This window comes from Streptomyces sp. NPDC002076 (assembly GCF_053593835.1).
Genome location: NZ_JBSFDI010000010.1, coordinates 116,981 through 138,897 on the forward strand (window position 1 = coordinate 116,981; position 21,917 = coordinate 138,897).

Annotated in this window: 20 protein-coding genes; 14 read left to right on the top strand and 6 right to left on the bottom strand. The window is 72.0% G+C overall.

What is annotated here, in order from left to right; translation table 11 throughout:
- Nucleotides 1-139: 139 nt before the first annotated feature.
- Nucleotides 140-1,000, bottom strand: a complete 861-nt coding sequence (locus tag ACWCQS_RS22165) for a LysR family transcriptional regulator (protein ID WP_451006017.1) — start codon at nucleotides 998-1,000, stop codon at nucleotides 140-142.
- 169 nt (nucleotides 1,001-1,169) lie between these two features.
- Between ACWCQS_RS22165 and ACWCQS_RS22170 the strand changes: the two genes are divergently transcribed.
- The 7 genes from ACWCQS_RS22170 (at nucleotide 1,170) to ACWCQS_RS22200 (ending at nucleotide 10,400) form a co-directional block, all read left to right on the top strand.
- Nucleotides 1,170-2,045, top strand: coding sequence for an NmrA family NAD(P)-binding protein (locus ACWCQS_RS22170; RefSeq protein ID WP_451006018.1), 876 nt, complete (start codon nucleotides 1,170-1,172; stop codon nucleotides 2,043-2,045).
- Between the two features lie 406 nt (nucleotides 2,046-2,451).
- A complete protein-coding gene (locus ACWCQS_RS22175) occupies nucleotides 2,452-4,491 on the top strand; it encodes a bifunctional aldolase/short-chain dehydrogenase (RefSeq protein ID WP_451006019.1) in 2,040 nt (679 codons plus the stop codon).
- Nucleotides 4,488-5,936 (top strand): rhamnulokinase, encoded by a 1,449-nt coding sequence (locus tag ACWCQS_RS22180; protein WP_451006020.1) that lies wholly within the window; start codon nucleotides 4,488-4,490, stop codon nucleotides 5,934-5,936. Before ACWCQS_RS22175 ends, ACWCQS_RS22180 begins: the two co-directional genes overlap by 4 nt.
- Nucleotides 5,937-6,008: 72 nt before the next feature.
- Entirely contained in the window at nucleotides 6,009-6,764 is a 756-nt protein-coding gene (locus ACWCQS_RS22185) for a (Fe-S)-binding protein (RefSeq protein ID WP_451006021.1), read from the top strand.
- Nucleotides 6,761-8,239 (top strand): LutB/LldF family L-lactate oxidation iron-sulfur protein, encoded by a 1,479-nt coding sequence (locus ACWCQS_RS22190; RefSeq protein WP_451006022.1) that lies wholly within the window; start codon nucleotides 6,761-6,763, stop codon nucleotides 8,237-8,239. Before ACWCQS_RS22185 ends, ACWCQS_RS22190 begins: the two co-directional genes overlap by 4 nt.
- The gene (locus ACWCQS_RS22195; protein ID WP_451006023.1) at nucleotides 8,236-8,877 is read left to right on the top strand and encodes a LutC/YkgG family protein; all 642 of its coding nucleotides are present in this window, start codon (nucleotides 8,236-8,238) and stop codon (nucleotides 8,875-8,877) included. The genes ACWCQS_RS22190 and ACWCQS_RS22195 overlap by 4 nt, the downstream gene beginning before the upstream one ends.
- A gap of 368 nt (nucleotides 8,878-9,245) precedes the next feature.
- Nucleotides 9,246-10,400 carry a betaine/proline/choline family ABC transporter ATP-binding protein gene (locus ACWCQS_RS22200; protein WP_451006024.1) on the top strand — a complete coding sequence of 385 codons (1,155 nt, stop codon included), beginning with the start codon at nucleotides 9,246-9,248 and terminating at the stop codon, nucleotides 10,398-10,400.
- Between the two features lie 6 nt (nucleotides 10,401-10,406).
- Here ACWCQS_RS22200 and ACWCQS_RS22205 read toward each other — a convergent pair whose 3' ends face one another.
- Genes ACWCQS_RS22205 through ACWCQS_RS22215 form a run of 3 tightly spaced genes read right to left on the bottom strand, consistent with a single transcriptional unit; the run spans nucleotide 10,407 to nucleotide 12,753 of the window.
- A complete protein-coding gene (locus ACWCQS_RS22205; RefSeq protein WP_451006025.1) occupies nucleotides 10,407-11,345 on the bottom strand; it encodes an ABC transporter substrate-binding protein in 939 nt (312 codons plus the stop codon).
- Entirely contained in the window at nucleotides 11,342-12,013 is a 672-nt protein-coding gene (locus ACWCQS_RS22210) for an ABC transporter permease (RefSeq protein WP_451006026.1), read from the bottom strand. The genes ACWCQS_RS22205 and ACWCQS_RS22210 overlap by 4 nt, the downstream gene beginning before the upstream one ends.
- On the bottom strand, nucleotides 12,010-12,753 hold the full coding sequence (locus ACWCQS_RS22215; protein WP_451006027.1) for an ABC transporter permease: 744 nt from the start codon (nucleotides 12,751-12,753) through the stop codon (nucleotides 12,010-12,012). Before ACWCQS_RS22215 ends, ACWCQS_RS22210 begins: the two co-directional genes overlap by 4 nt.
- A gap of 215 nt (nucleotides 12,754-12,968) precedes the next feature.
- Here ACWCQS_RS22215 and ACWCQS_RS22220 point away from each other — a divergent pair, with 215 nt between their 5' ends.
- The 5 genes from ACWCQS_RS22220 to ACWCQS_RS22240 all read left to right on the top strand — a co-directional run bounded on the left by ACWCQS_RS22220 (nucleotide 12,969) and on the right by ACWCQS_RS22240 (nucleotide 17,598).
- Nucleotides 12,969-13,826 (top strand): AAA family ATPase, encoded by an 858-nt coding sequence (locus ACWCQS_RS22220; RefSeq protein WP_450982025.1) that lies wholly within the window; start codon nucleotides 12,969-12,971, stop codon nucleotides 13,824-13,826.
- Nucleotides 13,823-15,175, top strand: a complete 1,353-nt coding sequence (locus ACWCQS_RS22225; protein ID WP_451006028.1) for a vWA domain-containing protein — start codon at nucleotides 13,823-13,825, stop codon at nucleotides 15,173-15,175. Before ACWCQS_RS22220 ends, ACWCQS_RS22225 begins: the two co-directional genes overlap by 4 nt.
- A gap of 46 nt (nucleotides 15,176-15,221) precedes the next feature.
- The gene (locus ACWCQS_RS22230; RefSeq protein WP_451006029.1) at nucleotides 15,222-16,196 is read left to right on the top strand and encodes a pyridoxal-phosphate dependent enzyme; all 975 of its coding nucleotides are present in this window, start codon (nucleotides 15,222-15,224) and stop codon (nucleotides 16,194-16,196) included.
- 121 nt (nucleotides 16,197-16,317) lie between these two features.
- A complete protein-coding gene (locus ACWCQS_RS22235; RefSeq protein ID WP_451006197.1) occupies nucleotides 16,318-16,884 on the top strand; it encodes a GNAT family N-acetyltransferase in 567 nt (188 codons plus the stop codon).
- Between the two features lie 333 nt (nucleotides 16,885-17,217).
- Nucleotides 17,218-17,598, top strand: a complete 381-nt coding sequence (locus ACWCQS_RS22240) for an oxidoreductase (protein WP_451006030.1) — start codon at nucleotides 17,218-17,220, stop codon at nucleotides 17,596-17,598.
- 451 nt (nucleotides 17,599-18,049) lie between these two features.
- Here the strand turns inward: ACWCQS_RS22240 and ACWCQS_RS22245 are convergent, their stop codons facing one another.
- Nucleotides 18,050-18,751, bottom strand: a complete 702-nt coding sequence (locus ACWCQS_RS22245; RefSeq protein WP_451006031.1) for a TetR/AcrR family transcriptional regulator C-terminal domain-containing protein — start codon at nucleotides 18,749-18,751, stop codon at nucleotides 18,050-18,052.
- A 144-nt stretch (nucleotides 18,752-18,895) separates the two neighbouring features.
- Between ACWCQS_RS22245 and ACWCQS_RS22250 the strand changes: the two genes are divergently transcribed.
- A complete protein-coding gene (locus tag ACWCQS_RS22250) occupies nucleotides 18,896-19,576 on the top strand; it encodes a hypothetical protein (RefSeq protein WP_451006032.1) in 681 nt (226 codons plus the stop codon).
- A 483-nt stretch (nucleotides 19,577-20,059) separates the two neighbouring features.
- Here the strand turns inward: ACWCQS_RS22250 and ACWCQS_RS22255 are convergent, their stop codons facing one another.
- Entirely contained in the window at nucleotides 20,060-20,716 is a 657-nt protein-coding gene (locus ACWCQS_RS22255; RefSeq protein ID WP_451006033.1) for an MFS transporter, read from the bottom strand.
- A gap of 113 nt (nucleotides 20,717-20,829) precedes the next feature.
- On the opposite strand from ACWCQS_RS22255, the gene ACWCQS_RS22260 reads away from it, so the two are divergent.
- Nucleotides 20,830-21,795 carry a pirin family protein gene (locus tag ACWCQS_RS22260; protein ID WP_451006034.1) on the top strand — a complete coding sequence of 322 codons (966 nt, stop codon included), beginning with the start codon at nucleotides 20,830-20,832 and terminating at the stop codon, nucleotides 21,793-21,795.
- Nucleotides 21,796-21,917: the final 122 nt, after the last annotated feature.

Below are 21,917 nucleotides of genomic sequence, written 5' to 3' on the forward strand. Positions count from 1 at the left end.
GCTGGTCAGGTCGTACATCGTGGAGCGGTCCCCGGCTCGGCCTGGCTCGACGACGGGTCAACGTCCTCCACACCGTCCCGTGCGACCGCCGGCCCCACCCGGCCCGGCCGCCTCTTCACCTCGTGGCCTGACAGCGGTATCAGGGAGCCACGCCGACGGGGGCCACCGCGGTGGCCGCGCGGATCAGTGCCGCCGTGGCCGTCGAGCGGGACTGCTGGGGCCAGGCGATGGACAGGGTGACCGGGGGTGTGTCCGGCAGCTCGCGGTAGACGACGCCCGGGCGCGGGTAGCGGGTCGTGACCGACTCGGGCAGGAGCGTCACCACCTCCCCCAGTTCGACAAGGGTGAGCAGTTGTGGCAGGTCGGCGATCCTGTGGCGCTCGACGACGGTGTCCAGGTAGCGGTCCAGGCCGTCGAGGCGGCCGGGTTCGACGCCCGGGAGGGCCAGGTCGGCGAGGGTGAGGTGGTCGCGGGCGGCCAGGGGATGGGCGGCCGGGAGAGCGGCGAGGCGGGCCTCGATGGCCAGCGGCTCGGCGTCCAGACCGGTCCGGTCGAACGGCTCGTAGATCAGGGCCGCGTCGGCCTCGCCCTCGCGCAGCAACCGTACCTGCTCGCGCCAGCCGGAGAGCCGGACGGTGACGGGCCGGGCTCCGGGCTCGGTGGCGTAGCGGGCCAGGATGGGCTCCAGCAGGCCCGCGTCGCCGTCGGCCTTCACGGCCAGGACCAGCTTGGGCTCGGGGTCGGCGGCGCGCTGGGCCCGGCGGCCGGCGGCGTGCAGCGCGTCGAGGGCGATCCGGGCCTCGGCCAGCAGGACACGGCCGGGCGGGGTGAGGGTGACGCTGTGGGTGGTGCGCTCGAAGAGGGGGACGCCGAGGTCCGTCTCCAGTCGGCGGATGGCACGGGACAGGGGCGGGGCGGAGATGCCCAGCCGTTCGGCGGCTCGGGAGAAGTTGAGTTCCTCCGCGACGGCGACGAAGTAGCGCAGTGACCGGGACTCCACGATCTGGCACCTCCGTTCGGTATGTCCCTGAGGGTAACAAGCGGGATCCGACCGGTCCTTCCGTGCGGTGCGGCTTCGGCGCAGGATCGACGCAGGCGGTCTCCCGGTACGCCGGCCCGCGCCACGCGGCGTCAACCGCCTTTCCCGCGAACTCTCTTGGAGCTTCCTGATGCTTGTCGTCACCACTCCCACCGGCCAGATCGGCCGGCAGGTCGTCGACCGTGTCCTCGGCACAGCGGAGCCGGTCCGTGTGATCGTGCGCGATCCCGGCCGGCTCGCCCCGGATGTGCGCGAGCGGGTCGAAGTCGTGCAGGGCTCACACCGTGACCGCGATGTGGTCATGAAGGCGTTCACCGGCGCGGATGCCGTGTTCTGGCTGGTACCCCCGGACCCGCGCGCCGAGAGCGTGGAGGACCACGTCCTGGACCCCACCCGGTCTGCGTGCGAGGCGATCGGCAGCCACGGCGTCCAGCGGATCGTCGCCGTCTCGACCATGGGCACCGGGATCGAGCGGAACGCCGGCCACCTCTCGGCGGCCCGGGCAGGCGAGGAACTGCTCGCGGGCACGGGCGTGAAGTTCCGGGCGCTGCGTCCCCCGGGCTTCATGGAGAACCTGCTCTGGCAGCTCGACACGATCAGAAACCAGGGCGCCTTCTTCTGGCCCCACCCCGCGGATCACACCTTCGCTCTCGTCGCCACCCGCGACATCGCCGCGAAGGCCGCCGAGCTCCTGCTCGACGACTCGTGGAGCGGTCAGGGCGCCGTGCCCGTGGTCAGCCCCGACTCCCTGTCCCCCGCCGGCGTGGCCCGGATCGTCTCCGAGGTGCTGGAGCGGCCCGTCCGCTTCCAGCAGGTGCCGGTCGAGGCCTACCGCGCGACGATGCTGGAGCACGGGGCGAGCAAGGCCTGGGCGCAGGGTCTGGCCGACATGGCCGTGGCCCAGAACAACGGCGCCTACGACGAGGAGCACCGCGCCACACCGCCCGGCCCCACCGGCTTCCGCCAGTGGTGCGAGGAGGTGCTCAGGCCCGCCTTCCTGGCCTGAGCAACCCCCGCGGGCATTCGAGGCCGGCCAGCGGATGCCGGATCGTGGCCGGCGGCCAGGCGGACGCGAGGTACGGCCGCGGGAAGGTGCGGCGGGGCGAGGACGTCGACCACGAGCGTCCCGTCCTCGCTCCGCCAACCCGCCTCGCGCCCCGCGTGACCAACTCGTCGGCGACCGCGGCCCCGCCCATACGTGCCGTCGACGACCATGAAATGTCATGAATCGTTTCACACCCGCAGGCCGAGGAGCAGAATGAATTCCCGCGCTTCCCTGAATCGACCGGGGGGTCCCTGCGCCGACATCTTGACGCCGCGCACCCATGCGGCTAGGTTCCTGAAACGATTCAAAAATGCCCGCGCGACCGCAGCGCCGCCCCGCTCCGACCACGCAAGAAAGAGAACCGATCATGGCACCCCACCCCGAAGCCGCCGCCCTTCTGGCACGGTCCCATCGGCTCGGCTCCGATCCCCGCAACACCAACTACGCCGGCGGAAACGCGTCCGCCAAGGGCACCGCCACCGATCCCGTGACCGGCGGTGATGTCGAGCTGATGTGGGTCAAGGGGTCCGGTGGTGACCTCGGGACGCTCACCGAGGCCGGGCTCGCCGTGCTGCGGATCGACCGGCTACGGGCGCTGAAGGGCGTGTACCCGGGCCTCGAGCGCGAGGACGAGATGGTCGGCGCCTTCGACTTCTGTCTGCACGGCAAGGGCGGGGCGGCTCCCTCCATCGACACCGCCATGCACGGGCTCGTCGAAGCCGCGCACGTCGATCATCTGCATCCGGACTCGGGGATCGCGCTCGCCTGCGCGGCCGACGGGGAGAAGCTGACCGCCGAGTGTTTCGGGGACACGGTGGTGTGGGTGCCGTGGCGGCGGCCCGGGTTCCAGCTCGGGCTGGACATCGCGGCGGTCAAGGAGGCCAACCCGCAGGCGATCGGCTGCATTCTGGGCGGGCACGGCATCACGGCGTGGGGTGAGACGTCCGAGGAGTGCGAGCGGAACTCGCTGCACATCATCCGTACCGCGGAGGCGTTTCTCGCCGAGCGCGGGAAGCCGGAGCCTTTCGGGCCGGTGATCGAGGGGTACGAGGCCCTCCCCGAGGCCGCGCGGCGGGATCGGGCGGCGGCGCTGGCTCCGTACGTCCGGGCCGTCGCCTCGCGGGACAAGGCTCAGGTCGGGCACTTCGACGACTCCGCCGACGTGCTGGAGTTCCTCGCCCGCGCCGAGCATCCGCGGCTCGCGGCCCTGGGCACGTCGTGCCCGGACCACTTCCTGCGGACCAAGGTGCGCCCCCTGGTTCTGGACGTGCCGCCGTCCGCGCCGCTGGAGGAGGCCGTGGCCCGGCTGAAGGAGCTGCACGCCGAGTACCGGGAGGAGTACGCCGCCTACTACGAGCGGCACGCCCTGCCCGACTCCCCCGCGATGCGCGGCGCCGACCCGGCGATCGTGCTCGTGCCCGGCGTCGGCATGTTCAGCTTCGGCAAGGACAAGCAGACCGCTCGCGTGGCCGGCGAGTTCTACGTCAACGCCATCAACGTGATGCGCGGGGCAGAAGCGGTGTCGACGTACGCACCCATCGAGGAGTCGGAGAAGTTCCGCATCGAGTACTGGGCGCTGGAGGAGGCCAAGCTCCAGCGGATGCCGCGGCCGAAGCCCCTGGCGACCCGGGTGGCGCTGGTGACCGGCGCAGGCAGCGGGATCGGCAGGGCCATCGCGCACCGGCTGGCGGCCGAGGGCGCGTGTGTCGTCGTCGCCGATCTGAACGACGAGAGCGCCCAAGCCGTGGCGGAGGAGCTGGGCGGGCCGGACAAGGCGGTCGCCGTCACCGTCGACGTCACGTCCGAGGAGCAGATCGCGGACGCCTTCAAGGCGGCGGTGCTCGCCTTCGGCGGAGTCGACCTGGTCGTCAACAACGCCGGGATCTCCATCTCCAAGCCGCTGCTGGAGACTTCGGCACGCGACTGGGACCTGCAGCACAACATCATGGCCCGCGGTTCCTTCCTCGTCTCGCGGGAGGCGGCGCGGGTGATGATCGCGCAGGGGATGGGCGGTGACATCGTCTACATCGCCTCCAAGAACGCGGTCTTCGCCGGGCCCAACAACATCGCCTACTCCGCCACCAAGGCCGACCAGGCCCACCAAGTGCGGCTCCTGGCCGCCGAGTTGGGCGAGCACGGCATCCGGGTCAACGGGGTCAACCCGGACGGCGTGGTGCGCGGCTCCGGGATCTTCGCGGGCGGCTGGGGCGCCCAGCGGGCCGCGGTGTACGGGGTGCCGGAGGAGAAGCTGGGCGAGTTCTACGCCGGACGGACCATCCTCAAGCGGGAGGTGCTGCCGGAGCACGTCGCGAACGCCGTCTTCGCGCTGACCGGCGGCGAGCTGACCCACACCACCGGGCTGCACGTCCCGGTCGACGCGGGTGTGGCTGCCGCGTTCCTGCGATGAGCGGGCCCGTGAAGTCGTACGCCGCCGTCGACCTGGGCGCCTCCAGCGGGCGGGTGATGGTCGGCCGGGTGAGCCCGGACGCGCTGGAGCTGAGCGAGGCACACCGGTTTCCCAACCGCCCGGTGCGCACCCCCGAGGGCCTGCGCTGGGACATCCTCGCGCTGTACGGCGGTGTCCTGGACGGGTTGCGGGCGGCCGGCCCGGTTCACTCGGTCGGCATCGACAGCTGGGCCGTGGACTACGGCCTGCTGGACGCCGACGGGGCCCTGCTGGGCAACCCGGTGCACTATCGCGACGCCCGCACCGAGGGCGTCGCGGAGAAGGTGTGGGCGACCGTACCGGCCGGGGAGCTGTACGCGGCGACGGGCATCCAGTACGCCCCCTTCAACACCCTGTACCAGCTGACGGCGGCCCGCGAGGAGCGTCAACTCACCTATGCCGAGCGGCTGTTGCTCATCCCGGACCTGGTGTCGTACTGGCTGACCGGCGAGCAGGGAACCGAGCTGACCAACGCCTCCACCACCCAGCTCGTCGATCCCCGGACGCGGACGTGGTCGTACGGCATCGCCGAGCGGCTCGGAATCGACCTCGGCCTGTTCGCGCCGCTGCGGCAACCGGGCGATCCGGCCGGGCTGCTGCGGCCGGAGGTGCTGGAGGACACGGGGCTGACCGGTCCCGTGCCGGTGACGGCCGTCGGCTCGCACGACACCGCCTCCGCGGTGGCCGCCGTCCCCGCCACCGGCGAGCCCTTCGCCTACATCTGCACCGGCACCTGGTCCCTGGCGGGACTGGAGCTGACCGCTCCGGTGCTCACCGAGGAGAGCCGGGCCGCGAACTTCACCAACGAGCTGGGGCTCGACGGCACGGTCCGGTATCTGCGCAACATCATGGGACTGTGGCTGCTCCAGGAGTGCCAACGCGCCTGGGGCGAGCCCGACTTGGGCCTGCTGTTGCGCGAGGCCGGCGCCGTGCCGGCGCTGCGCTCGGTGGTGGACGCCGGGGACGAGACGTTCCTGGCGCCGGGGCGGATGCCGGAGCGGATCGCCGAGGCCTGCCGGGCGTCGGGGCAGCCGGTGCCGGTCACCCGGGCCGAGATCACCCGGTGCATCCTGGACTCGCTGGCCCTCGCCCACCGGCGGGCCGTCGAGGACGCGCAGCGGCTGGCCGACCATCCGGTGGACGTGGTGTACCTCGTCGGCGGCGGCACCCGCAACGGACTGCTGTGCCAGCTGACCGCCGACGCCTGCGGGCTGCCCGTGGTCGCCGGTGCGACGGAGGCGGCGGCCCTCGGCAACGTCCTGGTCCAGGCCCGTGCCCAGGGACTCGTCGGCGACCTGGCCGCGATGCGCGGGCTGCTCAGCCGTACCCAGCCGCTGACCCGGTACGCGCCGCGTGGCGACTGCGCGCGCTGGCGGGAGGCCGAGGCGCGGCTCGCCGCACGGTGAGCGGCAGTCTCCCTTCGGCGTCGTTCGCCTACTACCCTGCACTCGTCCGATGACCGATCCCGAGGAGCCGCGATGCGTGTCGCCCTGTTCCTGACCTGTGTCAACGACACGCTCTATCCGGACACCGGCCGTGCCGTGGTGAAGCTGCTGACCAGACTGGGTGTCGACGTGGACTTCCCGATGGGTCAGGGCTGCTGCGGGCAGGCGCACTACAACACCGGTTACCGGCATGAGGCCGAGCCGCTGGCCCGGCACTTCTCCGATGTCTTCCGCGAGTACGAGGCGGTCGTCACTCCCTCCGGTTCCTGCGGGGCGATGGTGCGGGAGCTGTATCCGCGGATGGGCGAGCGGGCGCGCGCCGAGGGGCGGGGGGACTCGCTGGCGCGGACGCTGGCGCCGGTGGTGTCGAAGACGTACGAGCTGACCGAGTTCCTGGTGGACGTGCTCGGGGTGACGGACGTCGGCGCCTACTACCCGCACACGGTCACCTACCACCCCACCTGTCATGGCCTGCGCTCCCTCGGGCTCGGTGACCGGCCGCGCCGACTGCTCCAGGCGGTCAAGGGCCTGGAGCTGGTCGAGCTGCCGGGTGCCGAGGAATGCTGCGGGTTCGGCGGCACGTTCGCGCTGAAGAACGCCGAGGTCTCGGCGGCCATGGGCACGGACAAGGTCCGCAACGCCGAGTCGACGGGCGCGGAGGTGCTGTGCGCGGCCGACAACTCCTGTCTGATGCACATCGGCGGCACCATGAGCCGACTGCGGGTCGGCATGCGGCCCGTCCACATCGCGGAGATCCTGGCGAGCACGGAGGAGGAACCGGGGGCATGAGCGGAACGTTCGTCGGCATGCCGGCCTTTCCGAAGGCCGCGCACGATGCCGTGCACAACCCCACCCTGCGCGGCAATCTGCGGCACGCGACCCACACCATCCGCGCCAAACGGGCCCGCGCGGTGGCCGAGTTGGAGGACTGGGCAGCGCTGCGGGAGGCGGGTCGCCGGATCAAGGACCACACCCTGCGCCATCTCGACCGCTATCTGGTGCAGTTGGAGGAGTCGGTCACGGCGGCGGGCGGTACGGTCCACTGGGCCGCCGACGCGGACGAGGCCAACCGGATCGTCGCCGAACTCGTCAAGGAGACCGGCGAATCGGAGGTCGTCAAGGTCAAATCGATGGCCACGCAGGAGATCGGGCTCAACGAGGCCCTTCTCGAAGAAGGCATCCACGCCTATGAGACCGATCTCGCCGAGCTCATCGTGCAGTTGGGCAAGGACCGGCCCTCGCACATCCTCGTGCCCGCCATCCACCGCAACCGGGGGGAGATCCGGGACATCTTCCGCTCGGAGATGGGCGAGTGGGGCCGGCCGGCTCCCGAGGGTCTGACCGACACCCCGGCCGAACTCGCCGAGGCCGCCCGGCTGCACCTGCGGGAGAAGTTCCTGCGCGCGAAGGTCGGCATCTCCGGCGCCAACTTCATGGTCGCCGAGACCGGCACCCTGGTCGTCGTCGAGTCCGAGGGCAACGGCCGGATGTGCCTGACCCTGCCGGAGACGCTGATCTCGGTCGTCGGCATCGAGAAGATCGTGCCGACCTGGCGGGACCTGGAGGTCTTCCTGCAGACCCTCCCCCGCTCCTCCACCGCCGAGCGCATGAACCCGTACACGTCGATGTGGACCGGCACCACGGACAGCGACGGCCCGCGGACCTTCCACCTCGTCCTGCTCGACAACGGCCGCACCGACACCCTCGCCGACCAGGTCGGCCGCCAGGCCCTGCGCTGCATCCGCTGCTCGGCCTGCCTGAATGTGTGCCCGGTGTACGAGCGGGCGGGCGGCCACGCCTACGGCTCGGTGTATCCGGGCCCGATCGGCGCCATCCTGAGCCCCCAACTCCGCGGCACGGCAAGCGAGATCGACGCCTCACTGCCGTACGCGTCGAGTCTGTGCGGCGCCTGCTACGAGGTCTGCCCGGTCGCCATCGACATCCCCGAGGTGCTGGTGCATCTGCGCGAGCGGGTCGTGGAGGGCGGTCCGGCGGTACGGCAGGGCAACAGGGTGGTGCTGAAGCCGGCCAAGGGCCATGCGGCCGAGCGGGCGGCCATGCGGGCGGCGCGCTGGGCGTTCACCCACCCCGGGGCCCTGCGCTCCGGCCAGCGCCTCGCCTCCCGCACCCGCCGGCTGCACCCCCGTACCCTGCCGGGCCCGGGCAAGGCGTGGAGCGACACCCGGGACCTGCCCGCCGTACCGGCGGAACCCTTCCGGGACTGGTGGCAGCGCACGCAGGGTGGAAAGGACGGCGCCAAGTGAGCAGCAGGGACAGGATCCTGGGCCGGGTGCGGCGGGCGCTCGCCGATGTGACACCGGACGAGAGGCCGTACGAGCAGGCCGTGAGCCGGGACTATCTGCGGGAGCACGGGACGCGCACGACCGAGCAGACGGTGGAACTGCTGGCCGAGAACCTGGCGGACTACCGGTCGGTCGTGCACCGTGCCACCGACGAGGAGATGCCGTATCTCGTGATGCGGCTGCTGGCCCGGCGCGGCTCGCAGGAGGTGCTGGTACCGCCGGGGCTGCCACCCGCGTGGCTGTCCGCCGCGGACCCGGTGCGGATCCACGACCGGGCAGTGAGCACGCCGCAGCGGCTGGACCGGGTGGGCAGCGTGGTGACGGGGTGTGCGGTGGCGATCGCCGAGACCGGCACGATCGTCCTGGACGGCTCCCCCGACCAGGGCCGGCGCCGTATCTCTCTGATCCCGGACCACCACATCTGTGTCGTCCAGGTCCCGGAACAAGTGGTCTCCTCGGTCCCGCAGGCCCTCGAACGCCTCGATCCGGCCCGCCCGTTGACCTGGATCTCCGGCCCCTCGGCCACCAGCGACATCGAACTGGACCGGGTGGAGGGCGTGCACGGTCCACGCACACTGGAAGTGATCCTGCTGAGCTGACTTGGCGTCACTTCCGCTGAGTGACCGCGTCGAGCCGACCGGGGAAGGCTTGGTTGCAGACCGTTGGCGGGGCTGCTCGGGTCGGGGGCCGTCAGCGGGTAGGCGCACCCGCGCGTCAGGCGGAGCGTGTCCGCGGCCGCGGTCGCGTTGGCGGGTCCGCCCGCTCAGGCGGCGGGGAACCGGTGGCGGCGCTGTCCCGGCCCGGCGCCGGTGACAGGTGTGCCGCGATCAGCTGATCACCTGCTTCGGCGGGCGGCGCGCCGGTGTGGTCCGATCGGGGTGCCGCAACCCCCGAACGGGTCCGGCCTGCGCCACCCGGTGGACCCCACCGCCGCGCGCCGCGCGCACGGTCCCGCTAGCGTGCGGACATGATCCGGTTCGAGCAGGTCACCAAGCGGTATCCGGACGGTACGACGGCGGTGGACGACCTCTCCTTCGAGGTGGCCGAGGGCGAACTCGTCACGCTCGTCGGGCCTTCCGGGTGCGGCAAGACGACGACCATGAAGATGGTCAACCGGCTCATCGAGCCGACCTCCGGCCGGATCTTCGTCGACGGCGAGGACATCGCCTCGGTCGACCCGGTGCGGCTGCGCCGTCGCATCGGGTACGTCATCCAGCAGGTGGGCCTCTTTCCGCATCGCACCGTTCTGGACAACACCGCGGCCGTGCCCGCGCTGCTCGGCTGGAAGCGGGCGAAGGCGCGGGCGCGGGCCGCCGAGCTGCTGGACCTGGTGGGGCTCGACCCGAAGACGTACGGGCCGCGCTATCCGGAGCAGCTGTCCGGCGGACAGCGGCAGCGGGTCGGGGTGGCGCGGGCGCTCGCGGCGGATCCTCCGGTGCTGCTGATGGACGAGCCGTTCGGCGCGGTCGACCCGGTGGTGCGCGAGCAGTTGCAGGACGAGTTCCTGCGGATGCAGGCCGCGGTGCGCAAGACCGTGCTGCTGGTGACGCACGACATCGAGGAGGCGGTGCGGCTCGGTGACCGGATCGCCGTGTACGGGCAGGGCCGGATCGAGCAGTTCGACACGCCCGGCGCGGTGCTCGGGGCGCCCGCGACCCCGTACGTCGCCTCCTTCGTGGGCGCCGACCGGGGGCTGAAGCGGCTGTCGGTGACCGCGATCGAGCCGGACGACCTTCAGCAGCCGCCCGTGGCCCGCGTGGACGAGCCGGCCGAACGTGCCGTCGAGCGGCTGCGGGGCGAGGGTGCCCGGTGGGCCGTCGTCCTCGACGCGCACGGCGATCTGCACGGCTGGGCCGGCATCGACGAGCTGGTGCGCGGCGGCACGGTCGGGGACCACACCCGCCGGATGACCGCGTGGGTGCCGGTCGGCGCACCGCTCAAGCAGGCGTTCGGGATGATGCTCCAGTACGACGCCGGGTGGGTCGCGGTGCTGGACGGCGCACGCTTCCTCGGCGTGCTCACCCCGGCGAAGCTGCACGAGGCGCTGCGCCGCTCGGTGGACGCGGACGCGCGGGGCGTGGCGCGGGGGCAGGTGCCGTTCGACTCGGTGGCGAATGCCTGAACCCGGTCACGTCAGCAGGCCCTTGTCCTCCAGGTAGGCGCGGGCCACGTCGGCGGGCAGCCGGCGCCAGCTGTCCACCTGCTGGTTCATGTCGGCCAGGTCCTGGGTGGTGAGGACGTCGTTGAGCCTGCCCAGCGCCTTGGCCACGCCCGCGCTGCCCGCACGCGAGCGGTTGAGCACCGGGACCACGTAGTCGGCGTTCTGCAGATGTCTGTCGTCGGCCAGCAGGACCAGGCCGAAGGAGTCGAGGGTGGCGTCCGTGGTGGTGGTCAGCACCATCTGGTCCCGGCCCTCCTGCACGGCCCGCTTGGCCTGCGTGGTGCCGACACCCTTGGGGTCGACGCCGGTGACGTCGATGCCGTACACCTTCTTCAAACCGGGCGCGCAGTACGGCCGTTGGACGCACTCGTCGCCGGCCGCGAGGCGCACGCTCAGCTTCGCCGCGCCGAGGTCGCTGAGGGTCTTGAGGCCGTGCCGGCGGGCGTAGTCCGCGCGCACGGCGAAGGCGTTCTGGTCGACCGCGCGGCCGGGTGGGAGGACGGTGAGGCCGCGGGGCGCGGCGAGCCGGCGCAGGGCGGTCATCGTCCTGCCGAGGTCGGGTGAGCCGACGGGCTCGGCGTCGGCGCCGTGGGTCTTGGCGTTCAGCCAGTCGGCGAAGGTGGCCGCGTACTCGGGGACGACGTCGATCTGGCCGGATTCCAGGGCCGGTTCGTACAGCTCCCGGTTGTTGACGGTGAGCAGGGAGGTCTTGTAGCCGGCCCGGTCCAGCAACTGGGCGTACAGCTGGGCGAGCAGATCGCTCTCGGTGAAGCCGGCCGAGCCGATGGTGAGGTGGTGGCTGTCGCCGGGCGATGCGGTGACCTGGCCGCGGTTCTCCAGGGAGGGGCCGGTGGTGCAGGCCGTGAGCGTGAGGAGCGTGACGGCTGTGAGCGCTCTTCTTCTCATCGGCCGCTCCTCGCCCACCCCGGTGCCAGTCGCTCGGCGATCTCGAAGACACCCTCGACGACGAGCGCGAACCCGGCGACGAGCACGGCGCCCGCGACCACCTGGGGCGTACTGGCGAGATTGAAGCCGGCGGTGATGATCCGGCCGAGCCCTCCGCCGCCGGCGAGCGCGGCGATGGTGGCGGTGGCGACGAGCTGGACGGCGGCGATCCGCACCCCGTTCAGGACCATCGGCAGCGCTAGGGGCAGCTCCACCCGCAGCAGCATCTGCCCTCCGGTCATCCCCATGCCACGGGCCGCCTGTACGACGCCGCGGTCGACCTCGCGCATGCCGACGTAGGCGTTGGTGAGCAGCGGCGGTACGGCGAACAGCACCAGGGCCACCACCGTGGGACCCTCGGCCCACTGGCCGACCGGGGTGAGAAGCAGCAGGACCAGGACGGCGAACGTGGGCACGGCCCGGCCGACGTTGGAGATGTTCACGGCGAGCGCGCCGCCCTTGCCCAGGTGGCCGAGGACCAGGGCGACGGGCAGCGCTAGCAGACAGCTGAGGAACAGGCAGACGGCGGTCAGCACCAGATGCTGGAGCATCCGGTGCCGGACGCCGTCGTCGCCCGACCAGTGCGCGGGGTCGGTGAGCCACTGCCAGGTCGCGGTGAGCGTGCTCATGCGCGGTCCGCCTTCGCCCCGAGGACCCTCGTGCGCGGCCTGCCTCGTCCAGCGGGCGCCCGTGCGCGGCCCGCCCTGGTCCACGGCGTGATCAGCCGCTGCACGCCCAGCAGAAGCAGGTCGGCGGCGACGGCGATCAGCACGCAGAGCACGGACGCGGTGAGCACCTGGGCCTTGAAGTAGGTGTTCATGCCCGCGTAGATCAGGTTGCCGAGCCCGCCGAAGCCGACGATCGCGCCGACCGTGACCAGGGAGACCGCCGAGACGGTGGCGATGCGCAGGCCGGCCATCGCGGCGGGCAGGGCGAGGGGCAGTTCCACGGTGAGCAGCAGCCGGATCGGGCCGTAGCCGAGGCCGCGGGCGGCCTGCCGGGTCTCCGCGGGGACGGCGCGCAGCCCCGCGAGGATGTTCCGGACGAGCAGGGTCAGCGAGTACAGCACGAGGCCGGCGACGACGAGCGTGGGCGAGAGGCCGTACAGGGGCAGGAGCAGGGAGAACATGGCGAGCGACGGGATCGTGTAGAGGATCGTCGTCATGGCGAGCACCGGCCCGGCGGTCCAGCGCCAGCGGCGCGCCAGCACCGCGAGCGGCAGCGCGACGGCCAGGCCGATGAGGACCGACAGCACGGTCAGCTGGAGGTGCTGCACGACCGCGTCGAGGAGGATCCGGCGGCGGGTGCTCAGATAGGCGCCGCAGATCCATTCGTTGCGCGCGAGGCAGTCGTCCGGGGGCGCGGTCACGGTTTCATTGGACCGGGCGGGCGAGCCGGTCGGCGCGTTGGGCTGGCCCGTACGGGGCGCCCCCCGGAAGTGGCTGGTCGCGCCCACGCGGCGGTGGCCGCACCTCGCACCACGGCCGGTGTGCCGGCCGTCTCCGCCGAATCCGCGTGACACTTACGCTGAACAAGCGCTTAGATAGTAGTCCGCACACCGCTCCCGACCCGCCGGAGGCCCCGTTGTTCACGTCCGTCGACGACGTCTCCGCCCGCCTCGCCGAGACCGGCTACCTCGCCTCGCCCGCCGTCGCCACGACCGTGTTCCTCGCCGACCGGCTCGGCAAGCCGCTGCTGGTGGAGGGCCCCGCCGGGGTCGGCAAGACCGAGCTGGCCAAGGCCGTCGCCCAGGTGGCCGGAGCCCGGCTGGTCCGGCTGCAGTGCTACGAGGGCGTGGACGAATCCCGCGCGCTGTACGAGTGGAACCACGCCAAGCAGCTGCTGCGGATCAGCGCGGGCCGCGACGAGAGCTGGGACGAGACCCGCACCGACATCTTCAGCGAGGAGTTCCTGCTCCCCCGCCCGCTGCTGACCGCGATCCGCGGTGACGAGCCGACCGTGTTGCTGATCGACGAGACCGACAAGGCCGACATCGAGATGGAGGGGCTGCTGCTGGAGGTGCTCAGCGACTTCCAGATCACGGTTCCGGAGCTGGGCACGGTCACCGCGACCCGGCGCCCGTTCGTCGTCCTCACCTCCAACGCCGGCCGGGAGCTGTCCGAGGCGCTGCGCCGCCGCTGTCTGTTCCTGCACATCGGCTTCCCCGAGGAGGAGCTGGAGCGGCGGATCGTACGGCTGAAGGTGCCGGGCCTCGACGCGGCGCTGGCCGAGTCGGTGGTCCGGGTGGTCGGGGCCCTGCGCGCGATGGACCTGCGCAAGGCGCCGTCCGTCGCGGAGACCATCGACTGGGCGCGCACCCTGCTGGCGCTGGGCGCCGACACCCTGGACGAGACGGTCGTACGGGACAGTCTCGGGGTGATCCTCAAGCATCAGGACGACATCCAGAAGGCGGCGGCGAAGCTCGACCTGGACGCGCTGTGACCGCGGTCGCCGAGCGGATCACCGGGCTGGTCGGGGCGCTGCGCGCACACGGCGTGCGGATCGGCACCGGCGAGACCGTGGACGCGGCCCGTGCCGCGGAGGCGCTGGGGCTCGCCGACCGGGAGCGGCTGCGCGAGGGGCTGGCCGCGACGCTGCTGCACGGCCCCGGTCAGCGAGCGGTGTTCGACCCGGTCTTCGACCTGTACTTCCCACGCGGGGTGGGCAGCCCGGACGCAGAATCCAGGGACCGCGAGGCGCTGCGCGACCGGCTGGCGGAAGCCCTTGCGGCGGACGACCGTGCCCTGATGGCCCGGTTGGCGGTGGACGCGGTCGACGCCCTCGGCGGCTACGGCAGTTCACCCGGCTCGGACGGCTGGTCGGCGTACCAGACGCTGGACCGGCTGCGCCCGCAGACCCTGCTGGCCCGGGTGCGGGCGGACGTCCGGGGCCGGGACGGGAGCGGGGCCGGTTTCGCGGACCGGCTGCTGGACGACGAGATCCGGCGCCGTATCGAGGAGTTCCGGCGGATGGTCGGAGCGGAGGCGCGGCGCAGGGTCGCCGAGCGGCGCGGGCGGGACGAGATCGCCCGGCGCGGCGTCGTACCGACCGCGGACCGGGTGGACTTCCTGTACGCGAACCGGAACCAACTGGCCGAGCTGCGCAGGGCGGTTCAGCCGCTCGCGCGCAAGCTGGCCACCCGGCTCGCCGCGCGCCGACGCCGGGCCGCGCGCGGCACCGTCGACCTGCGCCGCACCCTGCGCTCCTCGCTGTCCACGGGCGGGGTGCCGATGCGGCCGGTGCTGCGCAGGCGCCGTCCCGTGCGCCCCGAACTGGTGCTGCTGTGCGACGTGTCCGGCTCGGTGTCCGGCTTCTCCGACTTCACGATGCTGCTGGTGCAGGCGCTGCACGACCAGTTCAGCAAGGTCCGCGTGTTCGCCTTCGTCAACCGGCTCGACGAGGTGACCGGCCTGCTCGACCACGGCCGCGCCGACCTCGACGGGCTCGGCGCCCGCATCCACGCCGAGGCCACGCTCACCGGCTGGCACGGCAGCAGCGACTACGGCGTGGCACTGGGCGAGTTCGCCGCGCGGTACCGCGACGCGGTGGGCCCGCGCACCACCGTGTTCGTCCTCGGGGACGCCCGGACGAACATGAGCGACCCTAACCTGGCCGCCGTACGCGAGGTCGCCGGGCGGGCCCGCCGCGTGTACTGGCTGAACCCCGAGCCGCGGGACCGCTGGGGCACCGGCGACTCGGCCGCGCCCGCGTACGCCGAGCTGGTCGAGATGCACGAGTGCCGTACGGCCCGTCAGCTCAGTGCGCTGATCGCCCTCCTGTTGCCGGTGTGATCGACTGGTGCCGAACGACCACGACCGGCATCGAAGGACGTACGCGATGAGCCACTCCCCCGTAGCGCTCGGCACCTTCCCCACCCCCGTCGAACCGGCGCCCCGGCTCGCCGAGGCGCTGGGGCTCGGTCCCGAGGACCTGTGGATCAAGCGGGACGACCTGACCGGTCTGGGCGGCGGCGGCAACAAGATCCGCAAACTGGAGTGGACCGTGGGTGCGGCGCTCGCCGAAGGCGCGGACACGCTCGTGACCACGGGCGCCCCGCAGAGCAACCACGCCCGGCTCACCGCCGCCGCGGCCGCCCGGCTGGGCCTGTCCGCCGTCCTCGTCCTGCGCGGCGCGCCGGGCGTCACCCGGTCCGGAAACCTCGCGCTGGACGGGCTGTTCGGGGCGCGGATCGCCTGGGCGGGTGAGGTCGACCAGGCCGGGCTGGACGCGGCGGCGGCCGAGGTGTGCGCACGGGTGCGGGCGGGCGGTGCCCGGCCCGCGCTGATCCCGTTCGGCGGGTCGGGGGTGCCGGGCGCCCGGGGCTATGTGCGCTGCGGCGAGGAACTGGACCAGCAGGTGCGCCAGCTGCGCACGGTGGTGGTCGCGCTCGGCTCGGGCGGCACCATGGCCGGCCTGGTCGCGGCCCTGGGCGCCGGCTCGGTCCTCGGCGTCGACGTGGGCGCGCTGGCCGACCCGGCCGCCGCCGTCGCCGAGTTCGCGGCACCGCTCTCGACCGAGGAGATCACGCCGCAGGGGCTGCGGGTGCGCCGGGACCAGGTGGGCGGCGGGTACGCGACGCTGACCGAGCCGGTGAAAGAGGCGCTCCGGATCGCAGCCCGCACCGAGGGCCTGGTCCTCGACCCCATCTACACGGGCCGGGCCCTGGCAGGGCTCCGGGCGGCAGTCCGGGACGGTGACGTCCGGCCGGGCGAGAAGACGGTGTTCGTACACACCGGCGGCCTGCCCGGCCTGTTCGGGCACGCGGACGCGGTCGCGTTCGCGGAGGAGGGGGTGGCGGCCTTCGACGGGTGACGCCGGCGGACCGTACAGCCCTCGACATGCGTGAGCCTCGCGACGAGTCCGGACGGCCCTCGGCGAGGGGGCCGACCGTAGGCTGGCGTACAGATGCCCCACCGATCATCCGAAGGTGACCATGTACGCGACCTCCCTCGGTGCCGACGGCGCCGAGCTGTGTCCCCTCCAGCCCTGGCAGGCCGAGGAGTTCCTCGCCCATGTGGACCGCGGCCGGAAGTTCATCGGACGGTTCAACGGTCTCCCGGACGTGGTCACGGACTTGGTGGCCGCCCGGGAGTTCCTGACGACGTACGCCGGGAAGGAGGCGGCCGACGCGGGCCTCATCCGGGGGATCCGGCTCGACGGCACGCTGGTCGGAGCGGTGATCCTGCGCCGGATGGACGTCCCTCGGGGCACGGCGGAAGCGGGCTGCTGGCTGGAACCGGCGGCGGTGGGCCGGGGGTTGGTGACCCGGGCCGCACGTCTGCTCATCGACTGGGCGATCCGGGAGCGGGGCATCCACCGCGTGGAGTGGTGGGTGTCGGCGGGGAACGCGCCCAGCATCGCGGTCGCCAGGCGGCTGGGCATGCGCAAGGAGGCCGTCCTGCGGGAGAGTTACCTGTACCGGGGCGAGCGACACGACGAGGAGATCTGGTCGGTGCTGGCACCGGACTGGACGGAGGTTACGCGGGCTGACGGCGTGTGACGGGCCCCGTCACCAGCGGCGGTCCCTTGGAGCGGCGAGAGCGGGCGCCCCTCGAAATGGCGCCGGGGCCACTTCATTCAGGGCACCAGCGGGCGCGGTCCCAAGGGCCGCAGCAGCCAGGATCCCGCAAGGGCGACAGGGCGCGGGGTCCGCAGGGGCTAGGAGGCGGGGCGGTCCCAGGGCGATCACGGGGGCGGCCCTCGACGGACACCAGCGAGGGGCGGTCGCGCGGGGCGCGGTCCTGCTGGTGCGGTCACGCAGCCGCGACGAGGGGCGCGATCTCTCTCAGAGGGCGGTATGAGGGATGATGGCTAATTTGCCGCTTCGTTGAGAGTGAGTGGGAAGGTTGCGGCGGCGCCGGGTGGCTTACGGCCGCGGCTGGGTGAACAAACCCTGCTCGGTCTCGGCCAGCATTCCGCGTTCGACGCCTACCGCGCGCTGCGGACCAGGTTCACTGGCGTGTTCATCGCCAATAACGGCTACGACCTCGCGCGCGCCCAGGCGGCAGTGAGCACCGGGCACGCCGACCTGATCGCGTTCGGCACGCCGTTCCTGGCCAACCCGGACCTGGTCCGCCGCTACCAGGAGAACCTGCCTTTGATCGAAGCCGAGCCGGCCACGTTCTACGTCGGAGGGGAGGCCGGATACACGGACTATCCGTTCTACCGAGGTGACGGAGCCCAGACGCGCGGCCTCGCGACCGCGACCGAGTGAGCACGCCGTCCGGCGCGACGCATCGCGACCCAGCTGTGATACCCCTGGAGCTGGCTGGGTGACACCCTGGCCTTGCTTCCCTGAACCCCCCGGCACCGGCTGCTCGATACGACGATGGGCGTCGTCCGGTGGGCTTGGGCACGGTGCCTCGGCACTTCCGTTCGCGGAACGGTCACAGTGACCGTTCCGCGAACGTCGCTCCGCTGTGCGGCAGGTGTTCCGTGCTGCCTGACCCGCCCAAGGAGGTTCGGCCGGCCTTCGAAACCGGCGTCGCCGGGGGGCGATGGACCCCGACTACCGCCGCGGCGGATTCGCCGCGCTGGTGGCCGAGCCGCGCAAGGTGGCCCGAGGACGCCGGCGGAGGAACTGGAACCGGCCGCCGCGCAGAAGCGGGAGAGCCCGACCTCACGCCGCGCAGATCCAGTGGATCTTGCGCACGGCGGAGGGCTGGTCACCGACCGAGCGGACGCGGCACTTCGTCACCGCCGGGCTGCTCGCGGATTCGCCCGAGGCCGTCGAGGATGAGGTCGAGTCCGAACTGGAACTCGTCGGCGAAGTCGAACCCCGTCTTCGCCAGTTCCGTGACCACCTCGGCGAGGAAGGGGTAGTCGTCGATTTCCGACGACTGTCGGTCGGCGACGGCTTCGCGTCGCCGCGCCGCCTCAGCCGGGATGTCGCCGGCGAGGGTCTTCTCCTGGAGGGCGAACCCGTAGATGTAGGCGTCCATCAGGTTGTACGCGTGCACGGCCATGTGGAACGGGAAGCCTGCGTCGTGGCGGAGGCACCGCAACACGGCGTTGTGGTGGGACAGGTTCGCCGGCCCCGGAGTGCCTGTCTCCATCCGGCCAACTGCCCACGGGTGCCGGAGCAGCGCCTGCCGCATCGACGACGCACGTGTGCGCAGGGCCGTACGCCAGTCGACGTCCACGGGCATCTCCACCTCGGCGAAGACCAGGTCGACCATGCCGTCGAGAAGCTCATGCTTGTCCGCCACGTGCTTGTAGAGAGCCATGGGCACGACGCCGAGTTGCGCCGCCAGCCTGCGCATGGTGAGCGCGTCAAAGCCGCCCTCGTCCGCCAACTCGACGGCCGCGCGCAACACCTTGGCGCGGTTGAGCCGTTCCCGGCCGGCGGTTGAAGCGGTGTCCTGCATCGGGCCCTCCACGGCCTGACTGGTGTCCAGCCTTGACAGGTGTACACAGTACACCTAGTGTCTGGCACGGAAAAGGTGTACGTCGTACACCTGCAGGAGGTGTGCAGCACGACCTCGGCGTCAGAACGGGACAAGGAGCCCCTCATGACCATCACCGCCACGAAGCTCATGCGGGCCGCGGCAATCTCTGCCGCGATCGCCGGACTGTTGTTCATCGGTGTCCAGGTCAACCACCCACCCATGGACGTCTCGTCGGTCACCACCGCAGACTGGGCCGTCCGCAGCGTCGCAAAGGCGCTCATGGCCGCGCTGGCGCTTGCCGGCATCACCGGCATGTACCTGCGACAGGTCCGGCAGGCAGGGATACTCGGCCTCGTCGGCTACGCGTTGTTCGCCGGCGGCTATCTGCTCATGCTGAGCATCGAGATCGTCGCGGCTGCGGTTCTCCCCTCGCTGGCGCACACCGCGCCCGACTACGTCAAAGACGTCCTTGCCGTCGCATTCGGCGGCACCGCCACGCACGGCATCGGCGCCATGCAGACGGTCTTCGTCCTCAGCTCCGTCGGTTACCTCGCGGGCGGATGCCTGTTCGGTATCGCGCTGTTCCGGGCGCGCATCCTCGCCCGCTGGGCTGCGGCCCTCCTCGCCGCAGGTACCGTCGCCACCGTCGCGCTCGCGGTACTTCCGGAGTCGTTCAACCGGCCGCTGGCCGTTCCGACCGGAGTGGCCTTGATCGGCTTGGGCATCTCGCTCTGGCGCGACCAGCGGACCACCGTCCGCGACAACCCAACGGCTGCCCGCGTCGAATACGCCGCCGCGCGCTGACCACCAGCAGTTGAGGGTCCAGCTCCGCGCCCAGTGGAACGCCCAGAGGAGCCAATGTCGTAGCGAACTTGATGTGCTTGTCTCCGCAGGTCAGGCATGATGTCGGTGTTGGCGAGGCAGGCTGCGGCCGTCGGGTTGTCTCGCTGGTGGAGGTGCCGGGATGGCGTCGGTCGTGGGCCTGCTGGAGGAGCGGAGCTGGCCGCGAGCGAGCGCGTGGAGGGACTGCGGGAGCAGGCAGATCGGCTGCTGGCCGAGCTCACCGATGCGGAGGCGGACTGGCAGAAGTGGCTGATCGCCCGGCAATGTGTGGGCGAGGTCCTGTCCGCGCCGCGGCCAGGGGAGACTGGTGCTGTCGCTCCGGTCCCGGTTGAGGTGAAGTCCTCCACGTCCGAGCCGGAATCTGGCTCCGCGGCGCCGGCAGGAGCGCCTGGGCCGCCTGCCGCGCGGGCGGTTTCGATCGTGCCGGTGTGGCGGCCTGCGCTGTCAGCGGACGCACTCGCACCCGACTGTCAGCGGATCCTCTCCCTGCCGGCAGAACACCACTCCGGCAGCGGAGAGACTGTGAGAGGGCGGTATGTGCACAGGTGACTTATCGTGACCTGAACGTGTGGCAGCACGGTATCCCGGCCGGTCGGCGGCCATGGGCGTGCTGGGCTGGTCGTTGTGAGCGAGCTCAAGCCCCACAAGACCGACGGATGTGCCAGTTGGACGTCGTGGTTCTCGACATCCGCTCCGGCGACTGTCACCCCGGCGGCCCGGGGCGGACGGACAGCCGGCCACGATGAACGTGTACGGGCCGCCGTCCAGGTCGGAGAAGGCGTACGCCCCGTCGTCGCCGGTGGTCGTCGTCGCGACGACGTCGCCCGCGGCGTCCAGCAGGGTCACCCGGGCGTCGCCGAGCGGGGCCAGGCCCTGCAGCGCCCGGCCGACGATCACCGGTCCGAGGCCGTCGCTGAGCGCCGCCGTCATCAAGCCAGCGACCAGCATCAGCAGGCTGGTCAGCAGCATCAGCCGCTTGCCGTACATGTCACCGAGCCGGCCCGTCACGGGCGTGGCGACGGCCGCCGCGAGCACGGCCGAAGTGGCCGCCCAGTCCGCGTCGGAGGCGGAGGAGCAGCTCGGACACGATCGGGCCTCCAAGGGGACGACTGGCTCTGCGCACCCCGAATGTAAGTCAGTTGACTGACTTAACCAAGGAAAATGCGGGTTGCCGCGCTCACCGGTACGCCGCCCGCACCGCTAAGTTGTCCGCCATGAGCAACCTTGACCGCGCGCCCGTGCCCAGCGTGTGCGGCGGCCGCGGATTCGTCGTGGCCGAGCCCGTCCGCGAACTGCTGAGCCCCCGTCAGGTGAGGCTGGGTGAGTCGACCGAGGTGCGCCGGCTGCTGCCGAACCTCGGCCGTCGCATGATCGGCGCGTGGGCCTTCGTCGACCACTACGGCCCGGACGACATCGCCGACGAGCCCGGCATGCAGGTCCCGCCGCATCCGCACATCGGGCTGCAGACGGTCAGCTGGCTGCACGAGGGCGAGGTGCTGCACCGCGACTCGACGGGCAGCCTGCAGACGATCCGGCCCGGACAGCTGGGCCTGATGACCTCGGGCCGCGGGATCAGCCACTCCGAGGAGAGCCCGCGCCCCCACGCCCGCTTCCTGCACGGCGCCCAGCTGTGGGTCGCGCTGCCCGACGAACACCGCCACACCGACCCGCGGTTCGAGCACCACCCGGACCTGCCCACGGTCACCGCGCCCGGCCTGACCGCCACGGTGATCCTCGGCGACCTCGACGGCTCCGCCTCGCCCGGTACGACGTACACCCCGATCATCGGCGCCGATGTCGCCCTCACCCGGGGCGCCGACGTACGGCTGCCCCTGGAGCCCGACTTCGAGTACGGCGTGCTGGCCATGTCCGGCGAGGTCCACGTGGACGGCGTACCGGTGCTCCCTGGTTCGCTGCTCTACCTCGGCTGCGGACGCTCCGAACTCCCGCTGCGCGCCGAGTCGGACGCCGGAATCATGCTGCTGGGCGGCGAGCCGTTCGCGGAAGAGCTGATCATGTGGTGGAACTTTGTGGGGCGCACGCAGGACGAGATCGAGCAGGCCCGTGAGGACTGGATGAACCGGTCGAGATTTGGGGAAGTGAAGGGGTACGACGGGGATCCGTTGCCTGCGCCGGAGCTGCCGCCGGTACCGCTGAAGGCACGAGGTCGGGTGCGCTGAACTGGTATTTTCCGAGCCATGCTGACCCATTGCCGACTTGAGTGACGGACAGTCAGCACGCCTGGAGGATGCGCCACTCGCCGCCGCCAGCCCATCGCCCACGACCTCCTCAGACTTGCCGC